Origin of the sequence: Streptomyces purpureus (assembly GCF_014648195.1) — a bacterium.
In the GTDB taxonomy this organism is placed as follows: Bacteria; Actinomycetota; Actinomycetes; order Streptomycetales; family Streptomycetaceae; genus Streptomyces; species Streptomyces purpureus.
Map to the genome: position 1 here is coordinate 77,275 of NZ_BMQQ01000020.1, position 25,462 is coordinate 102,736.

Annotated in this window: 18 protein-coding genes, 3 tRNA genes and 1 pseudogene; 9 read left to right on the forward strand and 13 right to left on the reverse strand. The window is 72.5% G+C overall.

The window, feature by feature from the left end; translation table 11 throughout:
* Window positions 1-20: 20 nt before the first annotated feature.
* From IEZ01_RS23595 to IEZ01_RS23610, 4 genes are all read left to right on the forward strand, one after another.
* Window positions 21-1,295: a deoxyguanosinetriphosphate triphosphohydrolase gene (locus IEZ01_RS23595; RefSeq protein ID WP_189203628.1), complete on the forward strand. Its 1,275-nt coding sequence runs from the start codon at window positions 21-23 to the stop codon at window positions 1,293-1,295.
* 200 nt (window positions 1,296-1,495) lie between these two features.
* Complete coding sequence (locus IEZ01_RS23600) at window positions 1,496-2,755, forward strand: NAD(P)/FAD-dependent oxidoreductase (RefSeq protein ID WP_189203630.1); 1,260 nt, start codon at window positions 1,496-1,498, stop codon at window positions 2,753-2,755.
* Between the two features lie 58 nt (window positions 2,756-2,813).
* Window positions 2,814-4,712, forward strand: a complete 1,899-nt coding sequence (gene dnaG, locus IEZ01_RS23605) for a DNA primase (protein WP_028797494.1) — start codon at window positions 2,814-2,816, stop codon at window positions 4,710-4,712.
* Window positions 4,713-4,792: 80 nt separating this feature from the next.
* Entirely contained in the window at window positions 4,793-6,061 is a 1,269-nt protein-coding gene (locus IEZ01_RS23610; protein ID WP_019886082.1) for an RNA polymerase sigma factor, read from the forward strand.
* A gap of 112 nt (window positions 6,062-6,173) precedes the next feature.
* Here the strand turns inward: IEZ01_RS23610 and IEZ01_RS23615 are convergent, their stop codons facing one another.
* The 4 genes from IEZ01_RS23615 to IEZ01_RS23630 all read right to left on the reverse strand — a co-directional run bounded on the left by IEZ01_RS23615 (window position 6,174) and on the right by IEZ01_RS23630 (window position 11,670).
* The gene (locus tag IEZ01_RS23615; protein ID WP_028797493.1) at window positions 6,174-8,099 is read right to left on the reverse strand and encodes an ABC transporter ATP-binding protein; all 1,926 of its coding nucleotides are present in this window, start codon (window positions 8,097-8,099) and stop codon (window positions 6,174-6,176) included.
* The gene (locus IEZ01_RS23620; protein WP_028797492.1) at window positions 8,099-9,832 is read right to left on the reverse strand and encodes an ABC transporter ATP-binding protein; all 1,734 of its coding nucleotides are present in this window, start codon (window positions 9,830-9,832) and stop codon (window positions 8,099-8,101) included. Before IEZ01_RS23620 ends, IEZ01_RS23615 begins: the two co-directional genes overlap by 1 nt.
* 68 nt (window positions 9,833-9,900) lie before the next feature.
* A complete protein-coding gene (locus IEZ01_RS23625; RefSeq protein ID WP_189203633.1) occupies window positions 9,901-11,340 on the reverse strand; it encodes an FGGY family carbohydrate kinase in 1,440 nt (479 codons plus the stop codon).
* A gap of 39 nt (window positions 11,341-11,379) precedes the next feature.
* The gene (locus IEZ01_RS23630) at window positions 11,380-11,670 is read right to left on the reverse strand and encodes a hypothetical protein (protein ID WP_019886077.1); all 291 of its coding nucleotides are present in this window, start codon (window positions 11,668-11,670) and stop codon (window positions 11,380-11,382) included.
* 189 nt (window positions 11,671-11,859) lie between these two features.
* Between IEZ01_RS23630 and IEZ01_RS23635 the strand changes: the two genes are divergently transcribed.
* The 3 genes from IEZ01_RS23635 (at window position 11,860) to IEZ01_RS23645 (ending at window position 12,251) form a co-directional block, all read left to right on the forward strand.
* A tRNA-Asn gene (locus tag IEZ01_RS23635) sits at window positions 11,860-11,932 on the forward strand.
* Between the two features lie 5 nt (window positions 11,933-11,937).
* A tRNA-Asn gene (locus IEZ01_RS23640) sits at window positions 11,938-12,010 on the forward strand.
* A gap of 167 nt (window positions 12,011-12,177) precedes the next feature.
* Window positions 12,178-12,251 (forward strand) — tRNA-Ile (locus IEZ01_RS23645).
* 176 nt (window positions 12,252-12,427) lie between these two features.
* Here the strand turns inward: IEZ01_RS23645 and IEZ01_RS23650 are convergent.
* On the reverse strand, window positions 12,428-12,841 hold the full coding sequence (locus tag IEZ01_RS23650; RefSeq protein ID WP_019886076.1) for an organic hydroperoxide resistance protein: 414 nt from the start codon (window positions 12,839-12,841) through the stop codon (window positions 12,428-12,430).
* Window positions 12,842-12,939: 98 nt separating this feature from the next.
* Between IEZ01_RS23650 and IEZ01_RS23655 the strand changes: the two genes are divergently transcribed.
* Window positions 12,940-13,434, forward strand: a complete 495-nt coding sequence (locus tag IEZ01_RS23655) for a MarR family winged helix-turn-helix transcriptional regulator (protein WP_019886074.1) — start codon at window positions 12,940-12,942, stop codon at window positions 13,432-13,434.
* A gap of 70 nt (window positions 13,435-13,504) precedes the next feature.
* On the opposite strand, the gene IEZ01_RS23660 is transcribed toward IEZ01_RS23655, so the two are convergent.
* From IEZ01_RS23660 to IEZ01_RS23670, 4 genes and pseudogenes are all read right to left on the reverse strand, one after another.
* Window positions 13,505-14,998, reverse strand: coding sequence for an MFS transporter (locus tag IEZ01_RS23660; RefSeq protein WP_189203635.1), 1,494 nt, complete (start codon window positions 14,996-14,998; stop codon window positions 13,505-13,507).
* The gene (locus IEZ01_RS35725) at window positions 14,995-15,219 is read right to left on the reverse strand and encodes an NADPH-dependent FMN reductase family protein (RefSeq protein WP_267907292.1); all 225 of its coding nucleotides are present in this window, start codon (window positions 15,217-15,219) and stop codon (window positions 14,995-14,997) included. The genes IEZ01_RS23660 and IEZ01_RS35725 overlap by 4 nt, the downstream gene beginning before the upstream one ends.
* Window positions 15,220-15,301: 82 nt before the next feature.
* Window positions 15,302-15,583 (reverse strand): annotated as a pseudogene (locus IEZ01_RS35730) (NAD(P)H-dependent oxidoreductase); the annotation flags it as partial.
* 14 nt (window positions 15,584-15,597) lie between these two features.
* Entirely contained in the window at window positions 15,598-16,347 is a 750-nt protein-coding gene (locus tag IEZ01_RS23670; protein WP_019886070.1) for an SDR family oxidoreductase, read from the reverse strand.
* Window positions 16,348-16,499: 152 nt separating this feature from the next.
* Here IEZ01_RS23670 and IEZ01_RS23675 point away from each other — a divergent pair, with 152 nt between their 5' ends.
* Window positions 16,500-19,691, forward strand: a complete 3,192-nt coding sequence (locus tag IEZ01_RS23675; RefSeq protein ID WP_189203638.1) for an AfsR/SARP family transcriptional regulator — start codon at window positions 16,500-16,502, stop codon at window positions 19,689-19,691.
* Window positions 19,692-19,711: 20 nt separating this feature from the next.
* Here IEZ01_RS23675 and IEZ01_RS23680 read toward each other — a convergent pair whose 3' ends face one another.
* The 4 genes from IEZ01_RS23680 to IEZ01_RS23695 all read right to left on the reverse strand — a co-directional run bounded on the left by IEZ01_RS23680 (window position 19,712) and on the right by IEZ01_RS23695 (window position 25,382).
* Complete coding sequence (locus IEZ01_RS23680; protein WP_189203640.1) at window positions 19,712-21,100, reverse strand: carboxyl transferase domain-containing protein; 1,389 nt, start codon at window positions 21,098-21,100, stop codon at window positions 19,712-19,714.
* Complete coding sequence (locus tag IEZ01_RS23685) at window positions 21,093-22,532, reverse strand: acyl-CoA synthetase (protein ID WP_189203642.1); 1,440 nt, start codon at window positions 22,530-22,532, stop codon at window positions 21,093-21,095. Before IEZ01_RS23685 ends, IEZ01_RS23680 begins: the two co-directional genes overlap by 8 nt.
* A 240-nt stretch (window positions 22,533-22,772) precedes the next feature.
* Window positions 22,773-24,308 (reverse strand): GAF domain-containing protein, encoded by a 1,536-nt coding sequence (locus tag IEZ01_RS23690; RefSeq protein ID WP_189203644.1) that lies wholly within the window; start codon window positions 24,306-24,308, stop codon window positions 22,773-22,775.
* Window positions 24,309-24,332: 24 nt separating this feature from the next.
* A complete protein-coding gene (locus IEZ01_RS23695) occupies window positions 24,333-25,382 on the reverse strand; it encodes a rod shape-determining protein (protein WP_019886062.1) in 1,050 nt (349 codons plus the stop codon).
* Between the last annotated feature and the right edge of the window lie 80 nt (window positions 25,383-25,462).

Below are 25,462 nucleotides of genomic sequence, written 5' to 3' on the forward strand. Positions count from 1 at the left end.
GCGACCGTTACCTTCGGTGCATGGACGGCACCACCGCGATCCCCGGATACGACGACACCGACACCGAACGCTGGGCCACCGAACCCGACAAACGCCCCGGCCGCACCGCCTTCCAGCGCGACCGGGCCCGCGTACTCCACTCCGCCGCGCTGCGCCGCCTCGCCGGCAAGACCCAGGTCGTCACGCCCGGCACGCGCAACCCCGCCTGGGACGCCAGCCCCCGCACCCGGCTCACCCACTCCCTGGAGTGCGCCCAGGTCGGCCGCGAGCTCGGCGCCGCGCTCGGCTGCGACCCCGACCTCGTCGAGGCCGCCTGCCTCTCCCACGACATGGGCCACCCGCCCTTCGGGCACAACGGCGAGCAGGCCCTCAACGACTTCGCCAAGGACTGCGGCGGCTTCGAGGGCAACGCCCAGTCACTGCGGCTGCTCACCCGCATCGAGCCCAAACGATTCGTCACCGACCCCGCCACCGGCGAGCCGGTCAGCGTCGGACTCAACCTCACCCGCGCCGCGCTCGACGCCGCCACCAAATACCCCTGGCCCCGCGGCGAGAACCCCGACGACCCCGACTCGCCAAAATTCGGGGTCTACGACGACGACCTGCCGGTCTTCGAATGGGTCCGGGCCGGCGCCCCCGCCCACCGCAAATGCTTCGAAGCCCAGGTCATGGACTGGTCCGACGACGTCGCCTACTCCGTCCACGACTTCGAGGACGGCATCCACGCCGGCCACATCGAGCCCGCCATGCTGCTCTCCGCACCCGAGCGGGCCGGCATCTGGACCGTCGCCATCGGCCGGTACGTACCCGAGGACACCGACCCCCAGGAGCTCTCCGACGCCCTCGACCGGCTCGTCGCCCAGGACTGGTGGCCGGACGGCTACGACGGCTCCGCCGTCGCGCAGGCCCGCCTGAAGGACGCCACCAGCCAGCTCATCGGCCGCTTCTGCCTCGCCGCCGAAGGCGCCACCCGCCAGACCCACGGCACCGGACGCCTCACCCGCTACGCCGCCGAACTGGTCGTCCCCCGCGAGACCCGCAACGAATGCGCCGTCCTCAAGGCCGTCGCAGACCGGTACGTCATGCAGCGCGCCGAGCAGGAAGCGCTCCGCGCCGACCAGCGCGTCATCCTCGCCGAACTGGCCGAAGCCCTCACCCTCCGCGCCCCCGAAGGCCTCGACCCCCAGTTCCGCGCCCTTTTCGAAGCCGCCCCCGACGACCGCGCCCGCAAACGAGTGATCATCGACCACATCGCCTCCCTCACCGACGCCTCCGCCAGCCTTGCCGCCTTTTAGGCCTCCGCTCAGGCATCCGCCCGGGCCTCCGCTCAGGCCTTCGCGCGCCCCCTCGGCGCGCCGACGTGACACGCCCGAAGGACGGTCCCTCTTCCGCCATCACGCTCCGTGCGGGACGCTCGGCCCAGTGGACCGGCCGCCCCGCAGCGGGGTACGGCCGGCGGCGTAGCGTAGAAGCGGGCGTAACGAGGAGGCATCAAGTGGTCGACGCAGATCAGACCTTCGTCATCGTCGGCGGGGGCCTGGCCGGGGCCAAGGCGGCGGAGACCCTCCGCGCCGAGGGGTTCAACGGCCGGGTCATCCTCATCGGCGACGAACGCGACCAGCCGTACGAACGGCCGCCCCTCTCCAAGGGCTACCTCGTCGGCAAGGAAGAGCGCGACAGCGTCTTCGTCCACGACGCCGCCTGGTACGCCGCCCACGACATCGAGCTCCACCTCGGCCAGCCCGTCACCGCCATCGACCGCGACGGCCGGACCGTCCGCCTCGGCGACGGCACCACCATCCGCTACGACAAGCTGCTCCTGGCCACCGGCGCCGAACCCCGCCGCCTCGACATCCCCGGCACCGGCCTCGCCGGCGTCCACCACCTGCGCCGCCTCGCCCACGCCGACCGGCTCCGCCACGTCCTGGCCGCCCTCGGCCGCGACAACGGCCACCTCGTCATCGCCGGCGCCGGCTGGATCGGCCTGGAGGTCGCCGCGGCCGCCCGCGGCTACGGCGCCGAGGTCACCGTCGTCGAACCCGAGCCCACCCCCCTCCACCGCGTCATCGGGCCCGAGCTCGGCCAGCTCTTCGCCGACCTCCACGCCGAGCACGGCGTCCGCTTCCGCTTCAACACCCGCCTCACCGAGATCACCGGCCAGGACGGCATGGTCCTCGCCGTCCGCACCGACAACGGCGAGGAACACCCAGCCCACGAGGTCCTCGCCGCCATCGGCGCCGCCCCCCGCACCGCCCTCGCCGAAACCTCCGGCCTCGCCCTCGTCGACCGCGCCCACGGCGGAGGCGTCGCCGTCGACGCCTCGCTGCGCACCTCCGACCCCGACATCTACGCCGCCGGGGACGTCGCCGCCGTCCACCACCCCCTCCTCGACATCCGGCTGCGCGTCGAACACTGGGCCAACGCCCTCAACGGCGGCCCGGCCGCCGCCCGCGCCATGCTCGGCCAGGAGGTCTCCTACGACCGGATCCCGTACTTCTTCTCCGACCAGTACGACCTCGGCATGGAGTACTCCGGCTGGGCGCCCCCGGGCACGTACGACCAGGTGGTGCTGCGCGGCGACGTCGGCAAGCGGGAGTTCATCGCCTTCTGGCTGAAGGACCGCATGGTCCTCGCCGGCATGAACGTGAATGTGTGGGACGTCACAGACGCTATCCAGAAACTCATCCGTTCCGGTGCCCAGGTGGACCCGGACGCCCTGGGGGCCCCGTCGGTGCCTCTGGACAGCCTCGTCTGACACTCGTCCGGCATCCGGTGGCACCCGGCGGCCGGCCGGCGGCCCGTAGAATTCCCACGTGGCAGGCAGGATCAACGATGACGACGTGAAGGCGGTACGGGACGCGGTCCCGATCGACGCCGTCGTGTCCGAGTACCTCCAGCTGCGCAACGCGGGCGGCGGCAACCTCAAGGGCCTGTGCCCTTTCCACGACGAGAAGTCCCCCTCCTTCCAGGTCAGCCCCAGCAAGGGCCTCTTCCACTGCTTCGGCTGCCAGGAGGGCGGCGACACCATCGCCTTCGTGATGAAGATCGACCACCTCTCCTTCTCGGAGACGGTCGAGCGCCTCGCCGCCAAGGCGGGCATCACGCTGCGGTACGAAGAAGGCGGCTACAACCCCGGACATCAGCGCGGCGAGCGCATCCGGCTCATCGAGGCCCACAAGGCGGCCGCCCAGTTCTACAGCGACCAACTGGGCGGCGCCGAGGCCGAGATCGGCCGCAAGTTCCTCGCCGAGCGCGGCTTCGACCAGGCCGCCGCCGAACACTTCGGCGTCGGCTACAGTCCCGCCGGCTGGGACCACCTCACCCGCTACCTGCGCGGCAAGGGCTTCAGCGACAAGGAGCTGATCCTCTCCGGCCTCTCCCAGGACGGCCGCCGCGGCCCCATCGACCGCTTCCGCGGCCGCCTGATGTGGCCCATCCGCGACGTCGGCGGCGAGGTCGTCGGCTTCGGCGCGCGCAAGCTCCGCGACGACGACAACGGCCCCAAGTACCTCAACACCCCCGAGACCCCGATCTACAAGAAGTCCCAGGTCCTCTACGGCATCGACCTGGCCAAGAAGGACATCGCCAAGGCCAGCCGCGCCGTCGTCGTCGAGGGCTACACCGACGTCATGGCCTGCCACCTCGCCGGCGTCACCACCGCCATCGCCACCTGCGGCACCGCCTTCGGCGGCGACCACATCAAGATCCTCCGCCGGCTCCTGATGGACAACGGATCGGCCCGGGTGATCTTCACCTTCGACGGTGACGCCGCCGGCCAGAAGGCCGCGCTGCGCGCCTTCGAGGACGACCAGAAGTTCGCCGCCGAGACCTACATCGCCATCGCCCCCGACGGCATGGACCCCTGCGAGCTGCGGCTCGCCAAGGGCGACGAGGCCGTCGCCGAACTCGTCGAGCCCCGCACCCCGCTCTTCGAGTTCGCGCTGCGCCAGATCGTGGGCCGCTACGACCTGGAGACCCCCGCCGGCCGGGCCGCCGCCCTCGACGAGGCCGCCCCCATCGTCGCCCGGATCAAGAACGTCGCCTCCCAGCACGAGGTCGCCGTCCAGCTCGCGGGGCTCGTCGGCATCCTCGACACCCAGTTCGTCGTCCGGCGCGTCGCCCAGATCGCCCGCTGGGCCAGGGACCGCGGCGGCAAGGGCCCGGCCGCCCCGCACTCGCAGCGTACGTACGAGACCCAGGCCCCGCCCGCCGCCCGCACCGCCCCCGCCGGGCCGGCCCTCAACCTCCGCAGCCCCGCCCACCGCACCGAACGCGAGCTGCTCAAACTCGCCCTCCAGCGCCCCGAACTGGTCTCCCCGGCCTTCGACGCGTACGGCATCGACGAGTTCACCGCCCCGCCCTACGCCGCCGTCCGCCAGTGCATCCAGGACGCCGGCGGCGCCACCGGCGCGCCCTCCGACTACGTCACCGCTGTCCTGGAATCCGCCCCCAACGACACCGTCCGCGCCCTCGTCACCGAACTGGCCGTCGAGGCCATCCACGCGCGCGTGGTGGACGAGACCTACGCGGGGGAGCAGCTGGTGTGGGTCCGCAGGCGCGCCGTCGAGCGGCGCCTGCGGGACATCAACGGCACCCTGGCCCGGCTCGGCCAGCACGGAGACCCGCAAGCGCTGGCGGCCGTCCAGAACGAGCTGTGGGTGCTCACGCAGTACGGCGAGGCGCTCAAGAACCATGGCGCGGCGGCCCTCTGACGTTCCGTCACCCGCCGGACTCAAAAAGTCACCGCACGCCCCTCGTGGCGATGATGTGTCGTACCCCACACTAAGGGGCGGTGCCTGAGTCCTCGGAGCGCACCCCCGCGGTTCCGCTCAACGTGTACGGGACGGATCCCGGCGGCCCGGCCGCCGCCGTCCCGCTGCCGTACGCCCCCGACCCGGCAGCGATCACCCTGGAGGTCGCCCCCGTGCAGACCCAGACCCTGACCGACACCGAACCGGACACTCTGGTCCCGGCGCAGAGCCTGGCCCCGCACCACCCGGAAGCCGTGCCCGACGCGCTCCCGGATCCCACCCGGTCCGCCGCCGAGGCCGCCCCCGAGGACGCTCCTGTAAACATCGCCGAGGATGTCGTCGAAGCGCCGGAGCCGCCTGAACCGCCCGAGCCGCGCGCGGTCCGCGCCGACTCCACCGGCCCCTCCTCCGACCTCTTCCGCCAGTACCTGCGCGAGATCGGCCGTATCCCGCTGCTCACCGCGGCCGAGGAGGTCGAGCTGGCACGCCGGGTCGAAGCCGGCCTGTTCGCCGAGGAGAAACTGCTCTCCACCCCGAGCCTCGACTCCCAACTCGCCCTGGATCTCGACCGGCTGGTCGTCCTGGGCCGGATGGCCAAGCGCCGGCTGATCGAGGCCAACCTGCGGCTGGTCGTCTCCGTCGCCAAACGGTACGTGGGCCGCGGGCTGACCATGCTCGACCTCGTCCAGGAAGGAAACCTGGGTCTGATCAGAGCGGTCGAGAAGTTCGACTACGCCCGCGGCTACAAGTTCTCCACGTACGCGACCTGGTGGATCCGCCAGGCCATGTCCCGGGCCCTGGCCGACCAGGCCCGCACGATCCGGGTGCCGGTCCATGTCGTCGAACTCATCAACCGGGTCGTCCGCGTCCAGCGCCGCATGCTGCAGGAACGCGGCTACGAACCCACCGCCGAAGAGGTCGCCGCCCACCTCGACCTGTCGCCCGAACGCGTCGGCGAAGTCCTGCGCCTCGCCCAGGAACCGGTCTCGCTGCACGCCCCCGTCGGCGAGGAGGACGACGTCGCCCTCGGCGACCTGATCGAGGACGGCGACGCGGCGTCCCCGGTCGAAACGGCGGCCTTCCTGCTCCTGCGCCAACACCTCGAAGCGGTGCTCTCCACCCTCGGCGAACGCGAACGCAAGGTCGTCCAGCTCCGCTACGGCCTCGACGACGGCAGGCCCCGCACCCTGGAGGAGATCGGACGGCTCTTCGGCGTCACACGCGAACGCATCCGCCAGATCGAGTCCAAGACCCTCAACAAACTGCGGGACCACACCTTCGCCGACCAGCTGCGCGGCTATCTGGACTAGCGGCCATCCGGACTGGAGGTCCGGCCCGTCGACCGTGAGCGACCCAGGTGACCCATGCCGCTCACGATGCGGCACGGGTCACGGTGAGGCGACCACTCCGGTCGCGCGCCGGTCAGTCGACCTCGGCGACCGCCTGCGCGAACTGGGCGGCGTACAGGCGCGCATAGGCCCCGTCCGACGCCAACAGTTCCTCGTGCGTGCCCTGTTCGACGATCGAACCGTCCTCCATCACCAGGATCACATCCGCGTCCCGGATCGTGGAGAGCCGGTGCGCGATCACGAAGGACGTACGGCCGTGCGCCAGGCGCGCCATCGCCTTCTGGATCAGCACCTCCGTACGGGTGTCCACCGAGCTCGTCGCCTCGTCCAGGACCAGGATCACCGGGTCCGACAGGAACGCCCGGGCGATCGTGATCAGCTGCTTCTCGCCCGCGCTCACCCCCGCGCCCTCCTCGTCGAGGACCGTGTCGTAGCCGTCCGGCAGGGTCCGGATGAAACGGTCCGCGTGAGCCGCCCGCGCCGCCGCCTCGATCTCCTCGCGGGACACCTCCCGCGAGGTGCCGTAGGCGATGTTCTCGGCGATGGTGCCGCCGAAGAGCCAGGTGTCCTGAAGGACCATGCCGATTCCGGCCCGCAGCTCCTCGCGCGACATCCGCGAGACGTCGACGCCGTCGAGGGTGATCCGGCCGCCGGTGACTTCGTAGAACCGCATCAGCAGATTGACCAGCGTCGTCTTGCCCGCGCCTGTGGGCCCGACGATCGCGACCGTCTGCCCGGGCTCCACCGCCAGCGACAGGTTCTCGATCAGCGGCTTGTCCGGCTCGTAACGGAACGACACCTTCTCCAGCGCGACCCGGCCCTGCGGCCGCCGCGGCATCCGGGACTCCGCCTCGTCCGGCTCCTGCTCCTCGGCGTCCAGCAGCTCGAAGATCCGCTCCGCGGACGCCACCCCGGACTGCACCAGGTTCGCCATCGACGCGACCTGTGTCAGCGGCATCGAGAACTGCCGCGAGTACATGATGAACGCCTGGACGTCACCGATCGACAGCGTCCCCGACGCCACCCGCAGCCCGCCCACCACGGCCACCAGCACATAGTTCAGGTTCGAGACGAAGAACATCACCGGCTGCATCAGCCCGCTGTTGAACTGCGCCCGGAACCCGGCCTCGTACAGCGCCTCGTTCTGCTCCCGGAAGCCCGCCGCGGACTCCTCCTGCCGGCCGAAGACCTTCACCAGCGCATGGCCGGTGTACATCTCTTCCACATGTGCGTTGAGCGCGCCCGTGGACTTCCACTGCTGGACGAAGTGCGGCTGCGACCGCTTGCCGATCCGGGTGGCCACGTACACCGACAGCGGCACCGTCACCAGCGCCACCAGCGCGAGCAGCGGCGAGATCCAGAACATCATCGCCAGCACACCCACGATCGTGAGCAGCGAGTTGATCAGCTGGCCCATCGACTGCTGCATGGTCTGCGAGATGTTGTCGATGTCGTTGGTCGCCCGGCTCAGCACCTCACCACGCTTGGCCCGGTCGAAGTACGACAGCGGCAGCCGCGCCAGCTTCGCCTGCACGTCCTCCCGCATCCGGTGCACGGTCCGGTTGATCACCTTGATCGACATCCGGGTCGACACCAGCATGAGCAGCCCGGCCGCCACATAGATCAGCGTGACCCACAGCAGCACCTCGCCGACCGCGGTGAAGTCGATGCCCTGCCCGGGCACGAAGTCCACCCCGGACAGCATGTCGGCGAGCCCGTCGTCGCCCTCGGCCCGCAGCGCCTCGATCGCCTGTGCCTTCGTCGACCCGTCGGGCATCTCCCGCCCCACGACCCCGGCGAAGACCACGTCGGTCGCCCGGCCGAGGATCATCGGCCCGACCACCGACGCCGCCACGCTCAGCACACACGCCGCGAGCATCACCCACAGCGCGGTCTTCTCGGGGGCGAGCTGCCGCAGCAGCCGCTTGCCGGAGCCCTTGAAGTCCATGGACCGCTCACCGGACTGGCCCATCATCATGCGTCCGCCAGGACCGGCCATCAGGCTGCCTCCGCCTCGGTCAGCTGGGAGAGCACGATCTCCCGGTACGTCTCGTTGCCCGCCATCAGCTCGTGATGACGTCCGGTGCCGACGACCCGGCCCTCGTCGAGGACCACGATCCGGTCGGCGTCACGGATCGTCGACACCCGCTGGGCGACGATCACCACCGTCGACTCGGCGGTCTCCCGCGCCAGCGCCGTGCGCAGCAGCGCGTCGGTCGTGTAGTCCAGCGCCGAGAACGAGTCGTCGAAGAGATAGATCTCCGGGCGCTGCACCAGCGTCCGCGCGATCGCAAGCCGCTGCCGCTGACCGCCGGAGACGTTCGTGCCTCCCTGCGCGATCGGCGCGTCCAGACCGTGCTCCAGACCGCGGACGAAGTCGGCCGCCTGGGCGACCTCCAGCGCGTGCCACAGCTCCTCGTCGGACGCGTCCGGGTTGCCGTACCGCAGGTTCGTCGCCACCGTCCCCGAGAAGAGGTACGGCTTCTGCGGCACGAGCCCGACCGTACGCGCCATCAGCGCCGGATCCAGCTCCGCCACGTCCACCCCGTCGACGAGCACCTCGCCGTCGGTCGCGTCGAACAGCCGCGGCACCAGACCCAGCAGCGTCGACTTGCCGCTGCCCGTCGACCCGATGATCGCGGTGGTCTCGCCGGGCCGGGCGACCAGGTCCACGTCCCGCAGCACCGGCTCCTCCGCACCCGGATAGCGGAAGCCCGCGCCCCGCACCTCCAGATGGCCCGTACGGCGCAGCTCGGTCACCGGCGCGGCCGGCGGCACCACGCTCGTCTCCGTGCCGAGGACCTCCTCGATGCGCTCGGCGCACACCTCGGCGCGCGGCACCATCATGAACATGAAGGTGGCCATCATCACGGCCATCACGATCTGCATCAGATAGGCGAGGAAGGCGGTCAGCGCGCCGATCTCCATCCCGCCGCTGTCGATGCGGTGGGCACCGAACCAGACCACCGCGACGCTGGAGATGTTCACGACCGTCATCACGGTCGGGAACATCAGCGCCATCAGCCGCCCGGTCGCCATCGACACATCGGTCAGACCGGTGTTGGCCCGCCCGAACCGCTCGGTCTCGTACGCGTCCTTCACAAAGGCCCGGATGACGCGGTTGCCGGTGATCTGCTCGCGCAGCACCCGGTTCACCGTGTCCAGCCGGTCCTGCATCGTGCGGAACAGCGGCCGCATCCGCGCCACGATGAGGCCGACGCAGACACCGAGGACGGGGACGACGGCCAGCAGCACGGCCGACAGCGGCACGTCCTGGCCGAGCGCCATCACGATGCCGCCCACGCACATGATCGGCGCCGACACCATCAGCGTGAACGCCATCAGCACCAGCATCTGGACCTGCTGGACGTCATTGGTGGTACGGGTGATCAGGGAGGGGGCGCCGAACTGGCCGAGCTCCCGGGCCGAGAAGGACTGCACCCGGTCGAACACGGCGGCGCGCACGTCCCGGCCGAGCGCCGAGGCGGTCCGCGCCCCGTAGTACACCGCCCCGATGTTGCAGACGACCTGGATCACGGAGACCGCGATCATGAGCGCGCCGAAGCGCAGGATGTAACCGGTGTCGCCCCGCACGACACCCTCGTCGATGATGTCCGCGTTCAGGGTCGGCAGGTAGAGGCTGGCGCAGGTTTGCAGGAACTGGAGCGCCACCAGCAGCGCGATGGGTTTTCGGTACGGGCGCAAGTGCGTTCGGAGGAGTCGTATGAGCACGGCTCCTACTATCGCCCGAGCCCTCCGAACGTTACGACCGGGTTTTCCGGGCCCGCCGGCCCGTCGGCTCAGCCCCCGAACGCCCCGGGGTGCAGCTGGTCACGCGTGGCGATGTACTGCTGGCGCACCGCCTGACCCACCGCCAGCTCCTCGCCCGGCTCGAATATCTGGGCTGCCGCGCCCTGCCACGCCGGCGGGATCTGCGGCGACAGCTTCCCCTGCGAGACACCCAGCGCCCAGGCGGCCTGCCGGGCCGCGCCGAGCGCCGCGTAGTCGGCCGGCTGGGGGACGACGACCTGCGCCGCGAACACCGCCGGGGCGAGGGCCTGCACGGCGGGCAGCTCGGCGGCCGCGCCCAGCAGGAACACCCGGCGCACCTCCACCCCGCGCCCGCGCAGCACGTCCATCGCGTCGGCGAGCGAGCACAGCATGCCCTCGAACGCGGCCCGCGCCAGATGCTCCGGCTTCATCGACTCCCGGCGCAGCCCGCTCAGGGTGCCCGCGGTGTGCGGCAGCTGCGGCGTCCGCTCACCCTCCAGATAGGGCAGCAGCACCAGACCGGACGCGCCCGGCGTGGACTTCAGGGCCAGCGCGGACAGCTCGGCCAGGTCCTCGGTGCCGAGCATCTCGGCGGTGCCGCGCAGCGCCCGTACGGCATTGGAGGTGTGGACGACCGGCAGGTGCATACCGGTCGCGTCGGCGAACGAGGTGATCATGCCCTGCGGGTCGGCCAGCGCCCCGTGGTGCACGGCCATGACGGAACCGGACGCGCCCAGGGAGACGACCGCGTCACCGGCGCCGAGACCGAGGCCGAAGGCGGCCGCCATGGTCTCGCCGGTGCCGGCCGAGATCAGCAGTCCCTCGGGGGTGGTGCCGGCCGCCTCGGCGGGGCCGAGGACCTCCGGGAGTATCGCCTGATGGCCGAGGGCCAGTTCGACGAGGTCGGGCCGGTACGCGCCGGTGGCCGCCGACCAGTAGCCGGTGGCCGAGGCCGCGCCCCGGTCGGTGGTCCGCCGCACCGGACGGCCGAGCAGCTGCCACACCAGCCAGTCGTGCGGCTGCATCAGCAGGGCGATGCGCTGGGCCGCCTCGGGCTCGGTCCGGGCCAGCCAGCGCAGCTTCGCCACCGCCTGCGAGGCCTGCGGTACGGACCCCACGGCCTCGGCCCACGCCTGGCGGCCGCCGAAGCCCTCGATGAGATCGGCCGCGGCGACCTGGGCCCGCTTGTCGTTGCCGACCAGCGCGGGCCGCACCAGCGCGCCCTGCGTGTCCAGCGGGACCAGTCCGTGCTGCTGGGCGGAGACGCCGATGGCCTGCACGCCTTCAAGCAGCCCGCCGGTGGCGGCCTCGCCCAGCGACAGCAGCCAGGCCTGCGGATCGACGTCGGTGGCCTTGGCCTCGACGGGGTGCGGGGCATAGCCCTGCCGCAGCACGGCACCCGTGTCCGCGTCACAGACGACGACGCGTGTGAACTCCGACGAACTGTCCAACCCGGCGACTATCCCCATGGGTGAGGATTCTGCCGCACTCCTGGGCCGTCCGGGGCATCAGGTGTTGCTCGTACCCCAGTCGTCATCCACGTCGCCCTGGCCGCGCTCACGCAGGGACCGGACCCGCTCGGAGACCGAGCCGGGCACCTTCTCACTCACGGCGTGGAAGGCCTTGCCCGCCACCTCACGGCCGGTCTGCGCGGCCGACTCGGCGGCGTTGCGCACGGCCGGGTTCTGGGAGAACTCGCGCGCGGACTTCTTCAACTGCTCGTAGCGCTCGCGCCCGGCCCGGGTGCCGATGACGTACCCGAGGGCCAGTCCGACGACGAATGTGAGCTTGTACCGCATGGCAGCCACCCTTCCCTGGTGTCGGTGCAGGTGCAGGCCGCCTACCCGGCGGGGCCCGTGATCACCCGGCGTCTCGCCCTCGGCGATACCGATTGGCGGAGCACCCCCCTGCTTGCGCTAATGTATGTGTCGCAGCGAGCGAGCGCCGCCCGGGACACCCAGGTGGGTACGTTCGATGCAACGCAGCAATCCCCTGTAGCTCAATTGGCAGAGCAGCCGGCTGTTAACCGGCAGGTTACTGGTTCGAGTCCAGTCGGGGGAGCGCGATCCCCTGTAGCTCAATTGGCAGAGCATTCGGCTGTTAACCGGAGGGTTGCTGGTTCGAGTCCAGCCGGGGGAGCGGAAAGAAAGAGGACCCTTAGGGTCCTCTTTCTTGTGTTCCGGGAACCGCAGGGCGCGTGGTGCGGTCCTCTTGGTCGTGCGTTGCCACCATCCGGAGCAGGAGATCGTATGAGCGGCTATGCTGCGGCAGACGGCGCGCACACATGTACGCGCCACGCCGTACAAGGGGCGGTAGCTCAGCCGGTTAGAGCAGCGGACTCATAATCCGTCGGCCGTGGGTTCGAGTCCCACCCGCCCCACCGCGTGTCGTGCATGCAGGAAGGTTTCCGCCTGACGCGACCAGGATGCCCCCGGAGTGACGTACACCACGTACGACACGCCGGGGGCATTTTTCATGTCCGCCCGTCCGGAGGTGGTTCCGGGAGTGGAATGCGCCTCGGCCGCCGGAATTACGAATTCCGGCGGCCGGGTGGGATTACTCGATGACGAGGTCCACCGCGATGTTGCCGCGGGTGGCCTTGGAGTACGGGCAGAACGCGTGGGTCTTCTCCAGCAGCTCGCGGCCGGGCTCGCCCTGGAGGTGGTCCGGGAACTCGGCGCGCATCACGACCGCGAGCCCGAAGCCGCCGTCGGTGTCCTTGCCGATGCTCACCTCGGCGGTGACCGAGACATCCTTGATGTCGATCTTCTCCTGGCGGGCGATCACGCCCATGGCGCTGGCGAAGCAGGCGGCGTAGCCGGCGGCGAAGAGCTGCTCGGGGTTGGTGCCCTGGCCGTTGCCGCCGAGGGCCTGCGGGTGGGCCAGCGGGAGGTCGATGTGGCCGTCGGAGCTGACGGCACGGCCCTCGCGGCCGTTGGCGGTGGCGACGGCGGTGTACAGCGCGTTCATGTGGGGTCCTGTCCTCTCGTCCTTGCGGTACCTCATTGATAGCGCACGATTCAGTTGTGCACAACTCAATCGCGTGGATGTGACGTAGTCTGGGAACCATGAAGACCACGCTCGGCACCGTGCGGGACGAGGACTTCCTCCGTCTCGACCACCAGATCTGCTTCTCCCTGCACGCCGCCACCCGCGCCTTCAACGGCGTCTACCGCGGCGCGCTCAAGGAGCTGGGCCTCACCTATCCGCAGTACCTGGTGATGCTGGTGCTCTGGGAACACGGCGAACTGCCGGTCAAGAAGATCGGCGAGCACCTCCGGCTCGACTCCGGCACCCTCTCCCCGCTCCTCAAACGGCTGGAAGCGGCCGGATACGTCGAGCGCCGCCGCAGCGCCGAGGACGAGCGCTCCGTCACCGCCCGCGCCACCGACGCCGGAACGGAACTGCGCGAGCGCGCGCTCGGCGTACCGCGCCGGATCGCCCTGGCCACCGGCCTCTCCCTGGAGGAGATCCGCGACCTGCGCGAGCAGCTCGCCGCTCTGTCCGCCCGGCTGGACGCCGTCGACCCGGACCTCCTCGAAGGCACCTGCGCGACGGACTGACCCCGGACCGAAATGACACAGCGCCCCTCCCGAGGGAGGGGCGCCGACCTGTGTCATCCGGGAAGCGCGGTCAGTGCGACGCGGAGGTGATCCTCGGGACCCGGCGCAGCAGTACGGCCACCAGCACCGCCGTCACCAGCGCGAACCCGGCGCTCAGCGCGGCCGCCGACTGCAGCCCAGCCGTGAACGCCTCCCGCGCCACCGCCGCGAGCCCCGCGTCACCGGCCGACACCGCCGCCCCCAGCGTGTCCCGCGCCCCGGCCGGGGCGTCCGCCGGCATCCGGCCCCGGTAGACGGCGACCGCGACACTGCCGGTCACCGCGATGCCCAGGGCAAGCCCCAGGTCGTACGCCGTCTGCCCGGTCGCCGCCGCCGCGCCCGCCTTCCGCGCCGGCGCCGCGCCGACCGCCAGGGCCGTGCCCAGCACGCTGATCGGAGCCACCCCGAACATGATCACGGTCAGCCCGAGAGAGGCGACGGCCACCCCCTCGGACAGGGCCAGCGCCGCGTACCCGGCCAGCGACACGAGCAGCCCGCCGACCAGCACGTACGCGGGCCGTATCCGCCGGGCGAGTACCGGTGTCAGCTGGGAGCCGGCGACCAGCCCCGCCGCCCCCGGCAGTAGCCACAGCCCCGCCTGGAGCGGCGACTGCCCGGCCACCCCCTGGAGGTACTGCGGCACCAGATACTCCACACCGTTGAGCGCGGTCATCCCCAGCAGCAGCGCCAGCAGCGCCCCGGTGAAGGTCCGGTCCCGGAAGAGCCGCAGATCCAGCAGCGGGGCCGCGAGCCGGTTCTGGCGCCGGACGAAGACAGCCGCGAACAGCGCCCCGAACGCGAAGGCGACCCCCGCCGACGCGCCCGGCCCGTGCGAGGCCAGCGACTTGACCCCGTACACCACCGGCAGGACGGCCAGCAGGAACAGCGCCACGCTCGCCACATCCAGCCGACCCGCCGCCGGATCGCGGTACTCGGGCAGCAGCGCCGGGGCCGTGACCAGCGCGACCAGCATGACCGGCACCCCGATCAGGAACACCGACCCCCACCACCACACCGCCAGCAGCATCCCGCCGATCACCGGGCCGATCGCCAGACCCACCGACAGGGCGGTCACCCACATCGCGAGGGCGGTGGCCCGCTGCCGGGGATCGGCGAACAGCTGGCTGATCAGCGCCAGGGTGGAAGGCAGCACGGCGGCCCCGGCGACACCGAGCAGGGCGCGGGCCACGATCAGCACCTCCGGTCCCGGGGCGTACGCGGCGACCAGCGAGGCCACGACGAACCCGGCCGAACCCGCCATCAGCAGCCTGCGGCGGCCCAGCCGGTCGCCGAGCGTACCCATGATCACCAGCGTGCCGGCGGTCAGGAAGCCGTAGATGTCGGTCGTCCACAGCAACTGCGCGCTGCTGGGCCGCAGATCGGCCGCGAGATACGGGGTGGCGAGCCACAGAACCCCCAGATCGGCGGTCATCAGGGACACCGGCAGCAGCAGGACCGCCAGACCCAGCCACTGCCGGGCACCGGCCCGCGCGGGCGCCGCGGGAGACGTCTCGGTGAGCGTCATGGCGTCACCGCCTCCTCGGCCGCCGCCAGAATCTCCCGCACCCGCGCGGGGCGCAGGTCACGGGGGACACCGGAGAGTTCGGTGCCGTACAGCAGCCGGACCGACACGTCCTCGATGCCGCAGAACTCCGCGATCGCCCGCAGCGGACGCTCCGCCGTACCGCCAAGGCCCAGCTCCTCGATCCCCTCCGCGGTGCCGCCCGTCAGACCGAGCCACCGCATCCGGCGGCCCGCCAGCCGGGGCCTGGCGGCCGTAGGCGAAGCCGTAGTTCCACACCCGGTCGATCCAGCCCTTCAGGATCGCCGGCGGGGCCCACCACCACACCGGGAAGACGACCACGATGTCGTCGGCGGCGAGGATCCGGTCCATGTGGGCGTGGACCTCGGGGGAGTAACGCTTCTCGCGGTCCTCCCAGTCCGGTTCGTCGACCGGGGTGAGCCGCGGGTCGAACCCCTCGGCGTACAGGTCGAGGAGGTCGACGGTCCCGCCCCCGGCCTTCAGCCGGGCATGGAGGTGATCGGCGACCTGCGCGGTGAGCGAGTCGGCGCGCGGGTGGGCCACCACCAGCAGCGTGTGCATGGTCATCGTGTCGCCCCCGCTCACAGACCCAGTCCGGAGCCGCCGCTGACGTCGACGTTCTGCCCGGTCACCCAGCGCGCGCCGTCCGAGGCGAGGAAGCCGACCACGTCGGCGACGTCCTCCGGCTGCCCCACCCGGTCGAAGACCGAGAACGCCGCCGCCTGCGCCCTGGCGTCCGGATCGGCCATCCAGGGATGGATGTCGGTCTCGATCGTGCCGGGCGAGACCGCGTTGACCGTGATGCCCCGGGCGCCCAGCGTCTGCGCCAGGGTCAGCGTCAGCACCTCGACCGCGCCCTTGGAGGCGGCGTACGACGTCATGCCGGGGAAGGCGACCCTCGTGACCCCGGAGGAGATGTTGATGATCCGTCCGCCGTCCCGCAGCCGGTCGAGACCGTGCTGGATGATGAAGAACGGCGCCTTGGCGTTGACCGCGAACACCCGGTCGTACTCGGCCTCCGTCACCTCGTGGATCAGACCCGGGCCTGCCACGCCCGCGTTGTTGACCAGGATGTCGACACCGTCCGCGTGCGCGTCGAAGGCCCGCCACAGCGCCTCGGCGTCGCCGGGGACGCCCAGTTCGGTCCGCAGCGCGAAGGCGCTGCCGCCGGCCGCCTCGATCAGGGCGACCGTCTCCTTCGCCGCCGCCTCGTTGCCGCCGTAGTGGACGGCGACCCGGGCGCCCTCGGCGCCCAGCCGCAGGGCGATCGCCCGGCCGATACCGCGGCTGCCGCCGGTGACCAGAGCCGTCTTTCCGGTGAGCTGTCCCATCACGTTCTCCCTCGGTGGTGGTGGTTCTTCGGGGTGCTGGGAAGACCATCCGCCGCCGGTGTTCGGGTCCTGCTCGGGTCTCGTTCGGGGCCCGTTCGGGCTGGTGACCGCGCGCACGGAGAGACAGAAGGGCGACGGGATACCGTGAGCCCATGCGATTCGGGGTGCTGGGGGAGACATCCGTACGGACCGACGACGGACACGACGTCCGGGTCCCGGAACGAAAGGTCCGCGTCCTGCTGGCGTCCCTGCTCGCCCGGGCCGGCCGGCCCGTCGCCACCCACCACCTCATCGACGACCTGTGGGGCGACGAACCCCCCGGCAACCCCCAGCGCGCCCTCCAGGCCAAGGTCTCCCAGCTGCGCCGCGTCCTCGCCGACGCCGAACCCGGCGGACGCGACCTTGTCGTCTCCCGCGCCCCCGGCTACCTCCTCGACGTACCCGACGGCGCCCTGGACGCCCACCGCTTCACCGCACTCGCCGAACAGGCCCGCCGCGAGCCCCGGCCCCACGCCCGGGCCGCGCTGTTCACCCAGGCACTGGAGCTGTGGCGCGGACCCGCCTTCGCCGACGTCACCGACCAGCCCTTCGCCCGGGCCGCCGCGACCCGCCTCGAAGAAGACCGGCTCGTCGTCCGCGAAGAACAGGCCGAAGCCCGCCTCGACGCCGGCGAACACGCCCAACTCGCCGGCGAACTGGCCGAACTCGTCACCCTCCACCCCCTGCGCGAACGACTCCGCTCCGTCCACCTGCGCGCGCTCTACCACTCAGGCCGCCAGCACGAGGCACTCGCCGGATACGAAGACCTGCGCGCCCGCCTCGCCGACGAACTCGGCCTCGACCCCAGCCCCGAACTCGCCGCCCTGCACAGCGCCCTCCTGCGCCAGGAACTGCCCCCCGCCCACCCCGAGCCGCACCACCCCCCGGCACCCCCGCGCACCAACCTCCCCACCCCGCTCAGCGAAACCATCGGCCGCGACGACGCCGTCACCGAACTCCTCACCCTCCTCGGCACCCGGCGCCTGGTCACCCTCACCGGACCCGGCGGCGTCGGCAAGACCCGGCTCGCCGTCGAAACCGCCGGACGGCTCCACCACGCCTTCCCCGACGGCGTCTGGCTCGTCGAACTGGCCGGAGCCGGCGGCGAACTGGCCGAAGTCGTCGCCGCCGCACTCCACCTGCGCGACGACGGCGTCTGGGGCGTACACCCCGAAGGACCGCCCGACGCCGCCCGCCACCTCGCCGACGTCCTGCGCGACCACCGCACCCTGCTCGTCCTCGACAACTGCGAACACGTCGTCGACGAAGCCGCCGCCCTCACCGAACTGCTCCTGCGGACCGCACCCGGCCTCGTCGTCCTGACCACCAGCCAGGAACCCCTCGCCCTCGCCGGTGAAACCCTGTGGCCCGTACCCCCGCTCACCGACGAAGCAGCCGTCGCCCTCTTCACCCGCCGCGCCGCGGCCACCGCCCCAGGCTTCACCCTCGACCACGACAACAAAGCCGCCGTGGCAGGAATCTGCCGCCGCCTCGACGGCATCCCCCTCGCCCTCGAACTGGCCGCCACCCGCGTCCGCGCCCTCGGCGTACACCAACTCCTGGAACGGCTCGACGACCGCTTCCGGCTGCTCAACGCCGGCCACCGCGGCGCACCCGCCCGCCAGCAGACCCTCCGCGCCATGATCGACTGGAGCTGGGAGCTGCTCGGCGACCCCGAACGGGCCGTACTGCGCCGCCTCGCCGTCCACGCCGAAGGCTGCACCCTTCAGGCGGCCGAAGACGTCTGCGCCGGTGCCGGCGTCGCCGCCGAGGACGTCCTCGACCTGCTCGTACGCCTCGTCGACCGCTCCCTGGTCGTCGCCGTGGACGGACCCGCCGGGCCCCGCTACCGGCTCCTCGAATCCGTCGCCGCCTACTGCGCCGAGCGGCTGCGCGAAGCCGGCGAGACCGACGCCGTACGGGCCCGGCACCTCACCCACCACCTCGCCCTCGCCGAACGCGCCGCACCCGAACTACGCGCCGGCGCCCAGCGCACCTGGCTGACCCGGCTCGACACCGAGAGCGCCAACCTGCGCCTCGCCCTCGACTCCGCCCTCGAACACGGCGCCCACGAGCAGGCCCTCCGGCTCGTGGACGCACTCGCCTGGTACTGGATCCTGCGCGGCCGCCTCGGCGAGGCCCGACGCTCCACGGCGGCCGCGCTCGCCCTGCCCGGCACCAGCCCCCTCCGGCCCCGCGTCGCCACCTGGCACGTCGGCATCACCGTCATGACCGGCGACGGCACCGACCGCACACGACGCATCCAGCACGCCCTCGACACCCGCCCGCACGACGACGACAAAGGCAGGACCTGGGCCCGCTGGTTCCTCGCCCACGCCCTGTGCGGCACCGGCGACCTCACCGAAGGCGAGGAGCTGACCGCACTCGCCCTGGACGGCTTCCGAACCCAGGGCGACCGATGGGGCGAAGCGGCGGCCCTCGCCGACCGCGCCGTACAGCGCCTCCTCAAAGGCGACCTGACCGGCGCCGAGACCGACGCCGCCCGCAGCGCCGAACTCTTCGGCCAACTCGGCGACGCGTGCAGCGGACTCTGGTCCGTCCACCCCCTGGCATCCATCGCCGAAATCCACGCCGACTACACACGCGCCGCACGCCTCAAACGGGCCGCCCTGGACACCGCGCAGACCTTCGGCCTCTCCACCCAGGCCGCCGACCTCCTCTCCGGCCTCGGCCGCACCGCCCTGCTCACCGGAGACCTCGCCGAAAGCCGCACGTACCACCAACGGTCCCGCGAGCGCGCCGCCGAACTCGGCTTCCGCGCCGGCGAGATCAACGCCGTACTCGGACTCGGCCTCGGCGCCCGCCGCGAAGGACTCCTCACCGAGGCCGAAACCCACCTGCGGGCCGTCCTCGACTGGCACCGCCTGGTCGGCCTGGACGGCGCCAACGCACTCATCCTCGCCGAACTCGGCTTCGTCGCCGAGCTCCGCGGCGACGTGCCCGGCGCCCTCGACCTCCACACCCAGGGCTACGAGACCGCCGTCGCCACCGGCGACCCCCGGGCCGTCGCCCTCGCCCTGGAAGGCCTCGCCTGCGCCCACGCCGCCGCCTCCCCCGCCCGCACCGCCCTCCTGCTGGGCACGGCGGACGCCCTGCGCGCCGCGACCGGCGCCCCGCTGCCCCCGGCCGAACGGGCCGACGTGGACCGCGCCCAGACCCGGGCCCGCGACGCCCTCGGCGAGACCGCCTACGCGGCGGCGTTCACCCGCGGCCGCACGCTCCCGGCAGCCCAGGCGCTCACCGCAGAGATCCCGGAGGGCCGACCACTCACCACACAGCGGTAGCCGGCCCTCCAAGCCAACGGCTACGCCCTCCGCGGCACGATCCCGCGCACCACACCCAGCTCCACCAGATCCTGCGGGCGCAACCGCAGCTGGTCGGCCGTGGCCGGCGCCTGCTCCGGCGGCCGCTTGAGGATCGCCGCGGCCAGCTCCGGGGCGATCACCGAAAAATAACTGTCCGGCGTGGCCCACGTGTTGCCCGCGGCGGCCAGCGCCAACGCCCCGCCCGACCCGCCCTCGCCGATCAGCAGCGACGTGACCGGCACCCTCGCCGCCGCGATCGCGGCGAACACTTCCGCGATCGCCGGCCCCGCCCCCGCCCGCTCCGCCTCGGCGTCGTTGGCCGCGCCCGGCGTGTCCACGAGCGTCAGGACCGGTATCCCGAGCCGGTCCGCGAGCCGCACCAGCCGGGCCGCGGTGCGGTAACCGGCCGGCCGGGTCGGCGTCCCGCCCTGCGCGGCGTACGCCACCACCCGCCCCTCGTACCACCCGAACCCGCACCGCATCCCCGGATCCACACCGCCGCAGCGGTCACCCCGGATCTCCGCCCGCCCCTCCACGTACGCGTCCAGATACGCCCCCGCGCGAGGCCTCTCAGGCGCCCGGGCCAGGGCGACGGCCTCCCACCCGGTGGCCGGGGCCGACACCTCGGCGAGCGCGGGCGGCGGGCCGACGGGAGCCGCCGCCAGGCGGGGACCACCGCCCGTCAGCAGCCGCAGCCACCGGCCCACGGCCGCCCGCAGCTCCAGCCCGGGGACGAGCGTGTCCACATGGCCCGCGGCCCACTGCCCCTCGGCCGTGTACGCCGCCGGATCGGCGTCCGGCGGGCGCACCCGCGAGCCGGCGAACCCGATCTGCGCCGACGGCAGGGCCAGCACCACATCGGCGCCCGCACCGACCGTGGCCCAACCCCCGCCCGTCGCCGGGTCACGCAGGACCGCCACATGCGGGACCGCCGCCTCCCGCAACGCCACCGTCTCGGCGGCCACGCGCTGGAGCTGGGTGAGGGCGACCATGCCCTCCTGCATCCGGCTGCCGCCCGTCGCGACCAGCGACACCAGCGGAAGACGGCACTCCCTGGCCCTGCGGTACGCGGCGACCAGCCGGTCACCCGTACGGCGCCCCAACGACCCGCCCAGGAACCCGAACTCGAAGGCCACCAGCACACATCGCTGCCCGTCGACCACCGCCGTACCGTGGACGACCGACTCCGACTCGCCGGTACGGGCGGCGGCCAGGGCGTGCGAGGCGTCGTACCCCTCCCAGCCGAGCGGCCCGTCCGCCGGGCCGTCGCTGGTGCCGTCGCCCGTCACCTCGACCGTCACCTCGCCCGTCACCTCGACCGTCACATCGTCCGTGAAGTCGTCCGTCAGGAGGGCGATCGCCTCCCGCGCGCTCAGCCGCTCAGCCATGGAGGGCCTTCTTCATGACCTTGCCCATGTCGTTGCGGGGCAGCGACTCCAGGAACCGCACCACCCGCGGCCGCTTGTGCGGCGCCAGCTGACCGGACACATGGTCCACCAACTCCTGCCCCGCCGGCGGCTCCGCCGGATCCGCCGCCACCACCCAGGCCACGATCCGCTCACCGAGATCCGGATCCGGCTCACCCGTCACAGCGGCCTCCCGCACCCCAGGGTGGTCAAGGAGCGCGTTCTCGATCTCGCCCGCGCCGATCTTGTACCCGCCGCTCTTGATCAGATCCGTCGCCTTACGGCCCACGATCCGTACGTACCCGTCCGGGTCCCGGACCGCCATGTCGCCCGTGCGGAACCAGTCCCCGTCGAACGCCGCCGCCGTCGCCTCCGGCCGGTTCAGATAGCCGGTGAACAGATTCGGCCCCCGCACCTGGATCTCGCCGACCGTCTCCCCGTCGTACGCCTCGATCACCGAACCGTCCTCCTCCACGAGCCGCAGCTCCACCCCCGGCAACGGCAGCCCCACCGAACCAGGGCGGGGCTCCCCGTCGACCCGGATGGAGGTGTTCATCAACGTCTCGGTCATGCCGTACCGCTCGATCACCCGCCGCCCGGTCGCCGCCCCGATCCGCTCATGGTCATGGACCGGCAGGGCCGCCGAACCCGACACGAGCAGCCGCGCCCCGGCCAGGGCCGCCACCAGGCCGGCGTCGTCGGCGAGGGCCTCGGCGATGCGGTGGTACATCGTCGGCACCCCGAACAGCATCGTGCCGCCGGCGCCGAGCTCCCGCGCCACGCCCTCGGTGGTGAACCGGCCCAGATGGCGCACCTCCCCGCCGCGCCGCAGCGGCCCGAGGACACCCAGGATCAGACCGTGCACATGGAACAGCGGCAGCGCGTGCACCAGCACGTCGTCGGCGGTCCACGCCCACGCCTCCTCCAGCGCGTCCAGCGAGGCGGCGACGGCCCGGCGGGGCAGGACCGTGCCCTTGGGCGGGCCGGTCGTGCCCGAGGTGTACACGATCAGCGCCGGCTCCTCCGGGCCCGGCTCCGGCGGCAGCGGCACGCGATGGACCGCCGTCACGTCCACGTCCAGCCGCTCCGGCCCGGCGAGACCGGCCGGCAGCGCGTCACCCGGCGCCGCGAGGACCAGCGCGGGGGCGCTGTCGTCGAGGATGTGCGCGAGCTCCCGTTCCCCGGTCCGTGGATTGAGCGGTACGGCCGGGACCCCGGCCAGCAGCGCGGCGACCACCGCGACCGCGGTCTCCAGCGTCGGCGTGGCCCAGACGGCGACCCGCCCCGCCCCGTCGATCCGGGCGGCCAGCGCGCCGGCCGCCGAGGCGAGACCGTCGTACGTCAGCGCACGGTCGCCGAAGCGCACGGCGGGCCGGTCCGACCGGGCGGTCAGGGCCGGGAAGAGGGAGCTCACCCTTCGTCCTCCTCACATCGCGGCAGAGCCTGCCGCACGGGGCTGTTCTTCCGGACTCACAAGCCTCAGCATTCTCCCCACTACACGCGTACTCGTGCGTAACTCCGCCGCTTCGGCCGCCTGGTGATCCGCTGGTACGGGAAGCACGGCGGCGGCACGGAAGACGGATGACGACTGACAGATGACGACTGGCAGACGGCAACCGACAGATGACGGACGTCGGATGCGCGCGTCCGGCGGTCAACGCCCCGGCAGCTCCCACGACCACGTGCCGGTCGTACCGCCTTCCCCGTCGTCCGTGACGCTCAGCGTGACCTCGTCCGCCGCCGTGACCTCCACGCCGACCCTCGACACCCCGGCCCTGCGGTGCGCCGCCGCCAGCGCGCCCCGCAGGGCCGCCAGCAGCTGGTCCGCCACCGGATCCGGGACGAGGGTGTCCACCGCCCCGCCGAAGTGGACGGACGGCTGGAAGCCGAGGAGGGCCGCCGCGCCGCCCGTCTCGCGCAGGACCCGGCCCCGGAAGGAGGCCGGCACGTCGGCGGGCGGCTGCTGGAGGGCGAAGATCGCTGTGCGGACCTCCTGGATGGTGGAGTCGAGTTCGTCGACGGCCCGGCCGAGCATGGTGGACTCCTCGGAGGCGGCCGCCGCCCGGCGGCGCGTCGACTCCAGCATCATCTCGGTGGCGAACAGCCGCTGCACGACGAGGTCGTGCAGGTCGCGGGCGATCCGGTCGCGGTCCTCGAAGACCGCGAGCCGCTCACGGTCGTGCTGGGCGTCGGCGAGGACGAGCGCCAGCGCGGCCTGGGAGGCGAACTGCGAGGCCAGCAGCCGCTCCACGGCCGTGTACGGCGGTCCGCCGCGGCGCCGCGGCAGGGCGAGGGTGCCGATGAGCTTCCCGCCGCTCTGCAGCGGCAGCATCATCGAGGGCCCGAACCGGGACCGTACCGAGGTCGTCATCCTGGGGTCGGTCGCCGAGTCCTCGACGAACACGGGCTCTCCGCCGAGCAGTTGGACCAGGACGGGGGAGCCGGGCGCGATGGTCGTGCCGATCAGGTCGCCCGGGTCGTCGTGGGTGGACGCGGCGACGATCTCCATACCGCCCGCGGCGGTAGGCTGGAGGACCACCCCGGCCGAGGCGTCCGCGAGCAGCCGGGCCCGCTCGGCCACGGTCATCAGCGCGTCGGCCGCGGACTCGCCCGTGAGCAGCGCCGTCGTCACCGCGGCCGCGCCCTCGATCCAGCGTTCGCGCTGCCGGGCGGTCTCGTAGAGGCGGGAGTTGCCGATGGCGATCCCGGCCTGGGAGGCGAGCACCCGCAGCAGGGCGAGGTCTTCGTCGGTGAAGGAGCCGGATCGTTTCTCCGTGAGGTAGAGATTGCCGAAGACCTCGGTGTGGACCAGGATCGGCACGCCGAGGAAGGACCGCATCGCCGGGTGGCCCTCGGGCATCCCGCAGGAGCGCGGATCGGTGGTCAGATCGTCGAGCCGCAGCGGCCGCGGGTCCCGTACGAGCGCGCCGATCACCCCGTGGCGCCCGTCGGGGAGCCGTCCGATGCGGCGCCGTTCGGCCTCGGTCAGTCCGGTGGTGAACAGCTCGGTGATCCGGCCGCGCTCGGGGTCGATCACCCCGAGCGCGCCGTACCGCGCCCCGGTCAGTTCGGTCGCGGAGTCCACCAGGTGCTGGAGGGTGGCCCGCAGCTCCAGCTCGCTGCCGACGCCGAGGACCGCCTCCAGGAGCTGCGGGAGGCGGGGAGCGGCGTGCTCCGGTTCCAGGGACATGCGTACGCCGGGGGGCGCCGGGGGTCATTCGGGCACGGAGGCGGCCACGGGGTCCAGGACCAGCGGCTGGATCCGGCCCTCCAGCATTGCGCCGAGTCCGAGCACGGCGCAGATGTCGGGCCGTTCCGCGATGGCGACCGGCATCTTCGTCGCCTCGCGCAGCATGTGGTCGAGGCCGGGCAGCAGGGCGCTGCCGCCGACCATCATGATGCCGCTGTCGGCGAGGTCGGCCACCAGGTCCGGCGGGCAGTCCCGCAGGATCTTGCCGATGCCGTCGAGCACGGCGGTGAGCGGGGTGTGGATGGCGTCCCGTACGGCGGCGGTGTCCACCCGGACCGAACGGGCCAGGCCCGTGGCCACGTCCCGGCCGTGGATCTCGGTCGACTCCGGGCCCTGGACGGTGAGGCCGTTGCCGCTGAGGGCCAGCTGCAGGGGCCGGACGGACTGGCTGGGCAGCATCAGTTCGTGCTGGTGGCGCAGGTGCTGGATGACGGCGTGGTCGATGGCGTCGCCGCCTACCGGGATCCGTTCGGCGGTGACGATCGAGCCGAGCGAGAGGACGGCGACCTGTGTGGTGGCCGCCCCGCACACCATGATCATGGTGGCGGTCGGCTGCTCGACCGGGAGTCCGCAGCCGACGGCCGCCGCGATCAGGGTGTCGACCAGTTCGACCCGGCGCGCCCCGAGCCCGACCAGGGTCTCGATGGTGGCGCGCTGGGCGAGCGGGTCGGCTTCGTGGGGGGTGCAGGCCGCGGCCCGCAGCCGGGGCTTGCGGCGCAGCTGGCGGCGGAGCTTCTCGCCGAGGAGGTGGCGCAGCATCCGCTGGGCCATCTCGATGTCGACGACCGACCCGCCGGAGACGGGCCGTACGACCCGGATGTAGCCGGGGGTCCGGCCGGTCATCTTCTCGGCGAGGGTGCCGACGGCGATGAGCGCACCGGTGCGGGTGTTCACGGCCGCGACGCTCGGCTCGTCCACGACGAGCCCGGCCCCCTTGACGAAGACACGGGTGCGCGCGGCCCCGAGGTCGACGGCGACATGGCAACGGCGCAGCTGCTCCAGGCTGACTGACACGGCGAACCTCCCGGGAACGGTAGATGTTCGCATCGTCCGTTCGCACGGCCCGGTGCGCGCGCTGGGCTGCGCCGGTCGGG

Excerpts from the sequence above, each read along its gene's own strand:
- IEZ01_RS23650 (WP_019886076.1), bottom strand. The coding sequence starts at position 12,841 with ATGAACGCGCTGTACACCGCCGTCGCCACCGCCAACGGCCGCGAGGGC.
- IEZ01_RS23675 (WP_189203638.1), top strand. The coding sequence starts at position 16,500 with ATGCGATTCGGGGTGCTGGGGGAGACATCCGTACGGACCGACGACGGA.
- IEZ01_RS23595 (WP_189203628.1), top strand. The coding sequence starts at position 21 with ATGGACGGCACCACCGCGATCCCCGGATACGACGACACCGACACCGAA.
- IEZ01_RS23625 (WP_189203633.1), bottom strand. The coding sequence starts at position 11,340 with ATGGGGATAGTCGCCGGGTTGGACAGTTCGTCGGAGTTCACACGCGTC.
- IEZ01_RS23690 (WP_189203644.1), bottom strand. The coding sequence starts at position 24,308 with ATGTCCCTGGAACCGGAGCACGCCGCTCCCCGCCTCCCGCAGCTCCTG.
- IEZ01_RS23670 (WP_019886070.1), bottom strand. The coding sequence starts at position 16,347 with ATGGGACAGCTCACCGGAAAGACGGCTCTGGTCACCGGCGGCAGCCGC.
- IEZ01_RS35725 (WP_267907292.1), bottom strand. The coding sequence starts at position 15,219 with ATGCGGTGGCTCGGTCTGACGGGCGGCACCGCGGAGGGGATCGAGGAG.
- IEZ01_RS23655 (WP_019886074.1), top strand. The coding sequence starts at position 12,940 with ATGAAGACCACGCTCGGCACCGTGCGGGACGAGGACTTCCTCCGTCTC.
- IEZ01_RS23615 (WP_028797493.1), bottom strand. The coding sequence starts at position 8,099 with ATGGCCGGTCCTGGCGGACGCATGATGATGGGCCAGTCCGGTGAGCGG.
- IEZ01_RS23660 (WP_189203635.1), bottom strand. The coding sequence starts at position 14,998 with ATGACGCTCACCGAGACGTCTCCCGCGGCGCCCGCGCGGGCCGGTGCC.
- IEZ01_RS23630 (WP_019886077.1), bottom strand. The coding sequence starts at position 11,670 with ATGCGGTACAAGCTCACATTCGTCGTCGGACTGGCCCTCGGGTACGTC.
- IEZ01_RS23680 (WP_189203640.1), bottom strand. The coding sequence starts at position 21,100 with ATGGCTGAGCGGCTGAGCGCGCGGGAGGCGATCGCCCTCCTGACGGAC.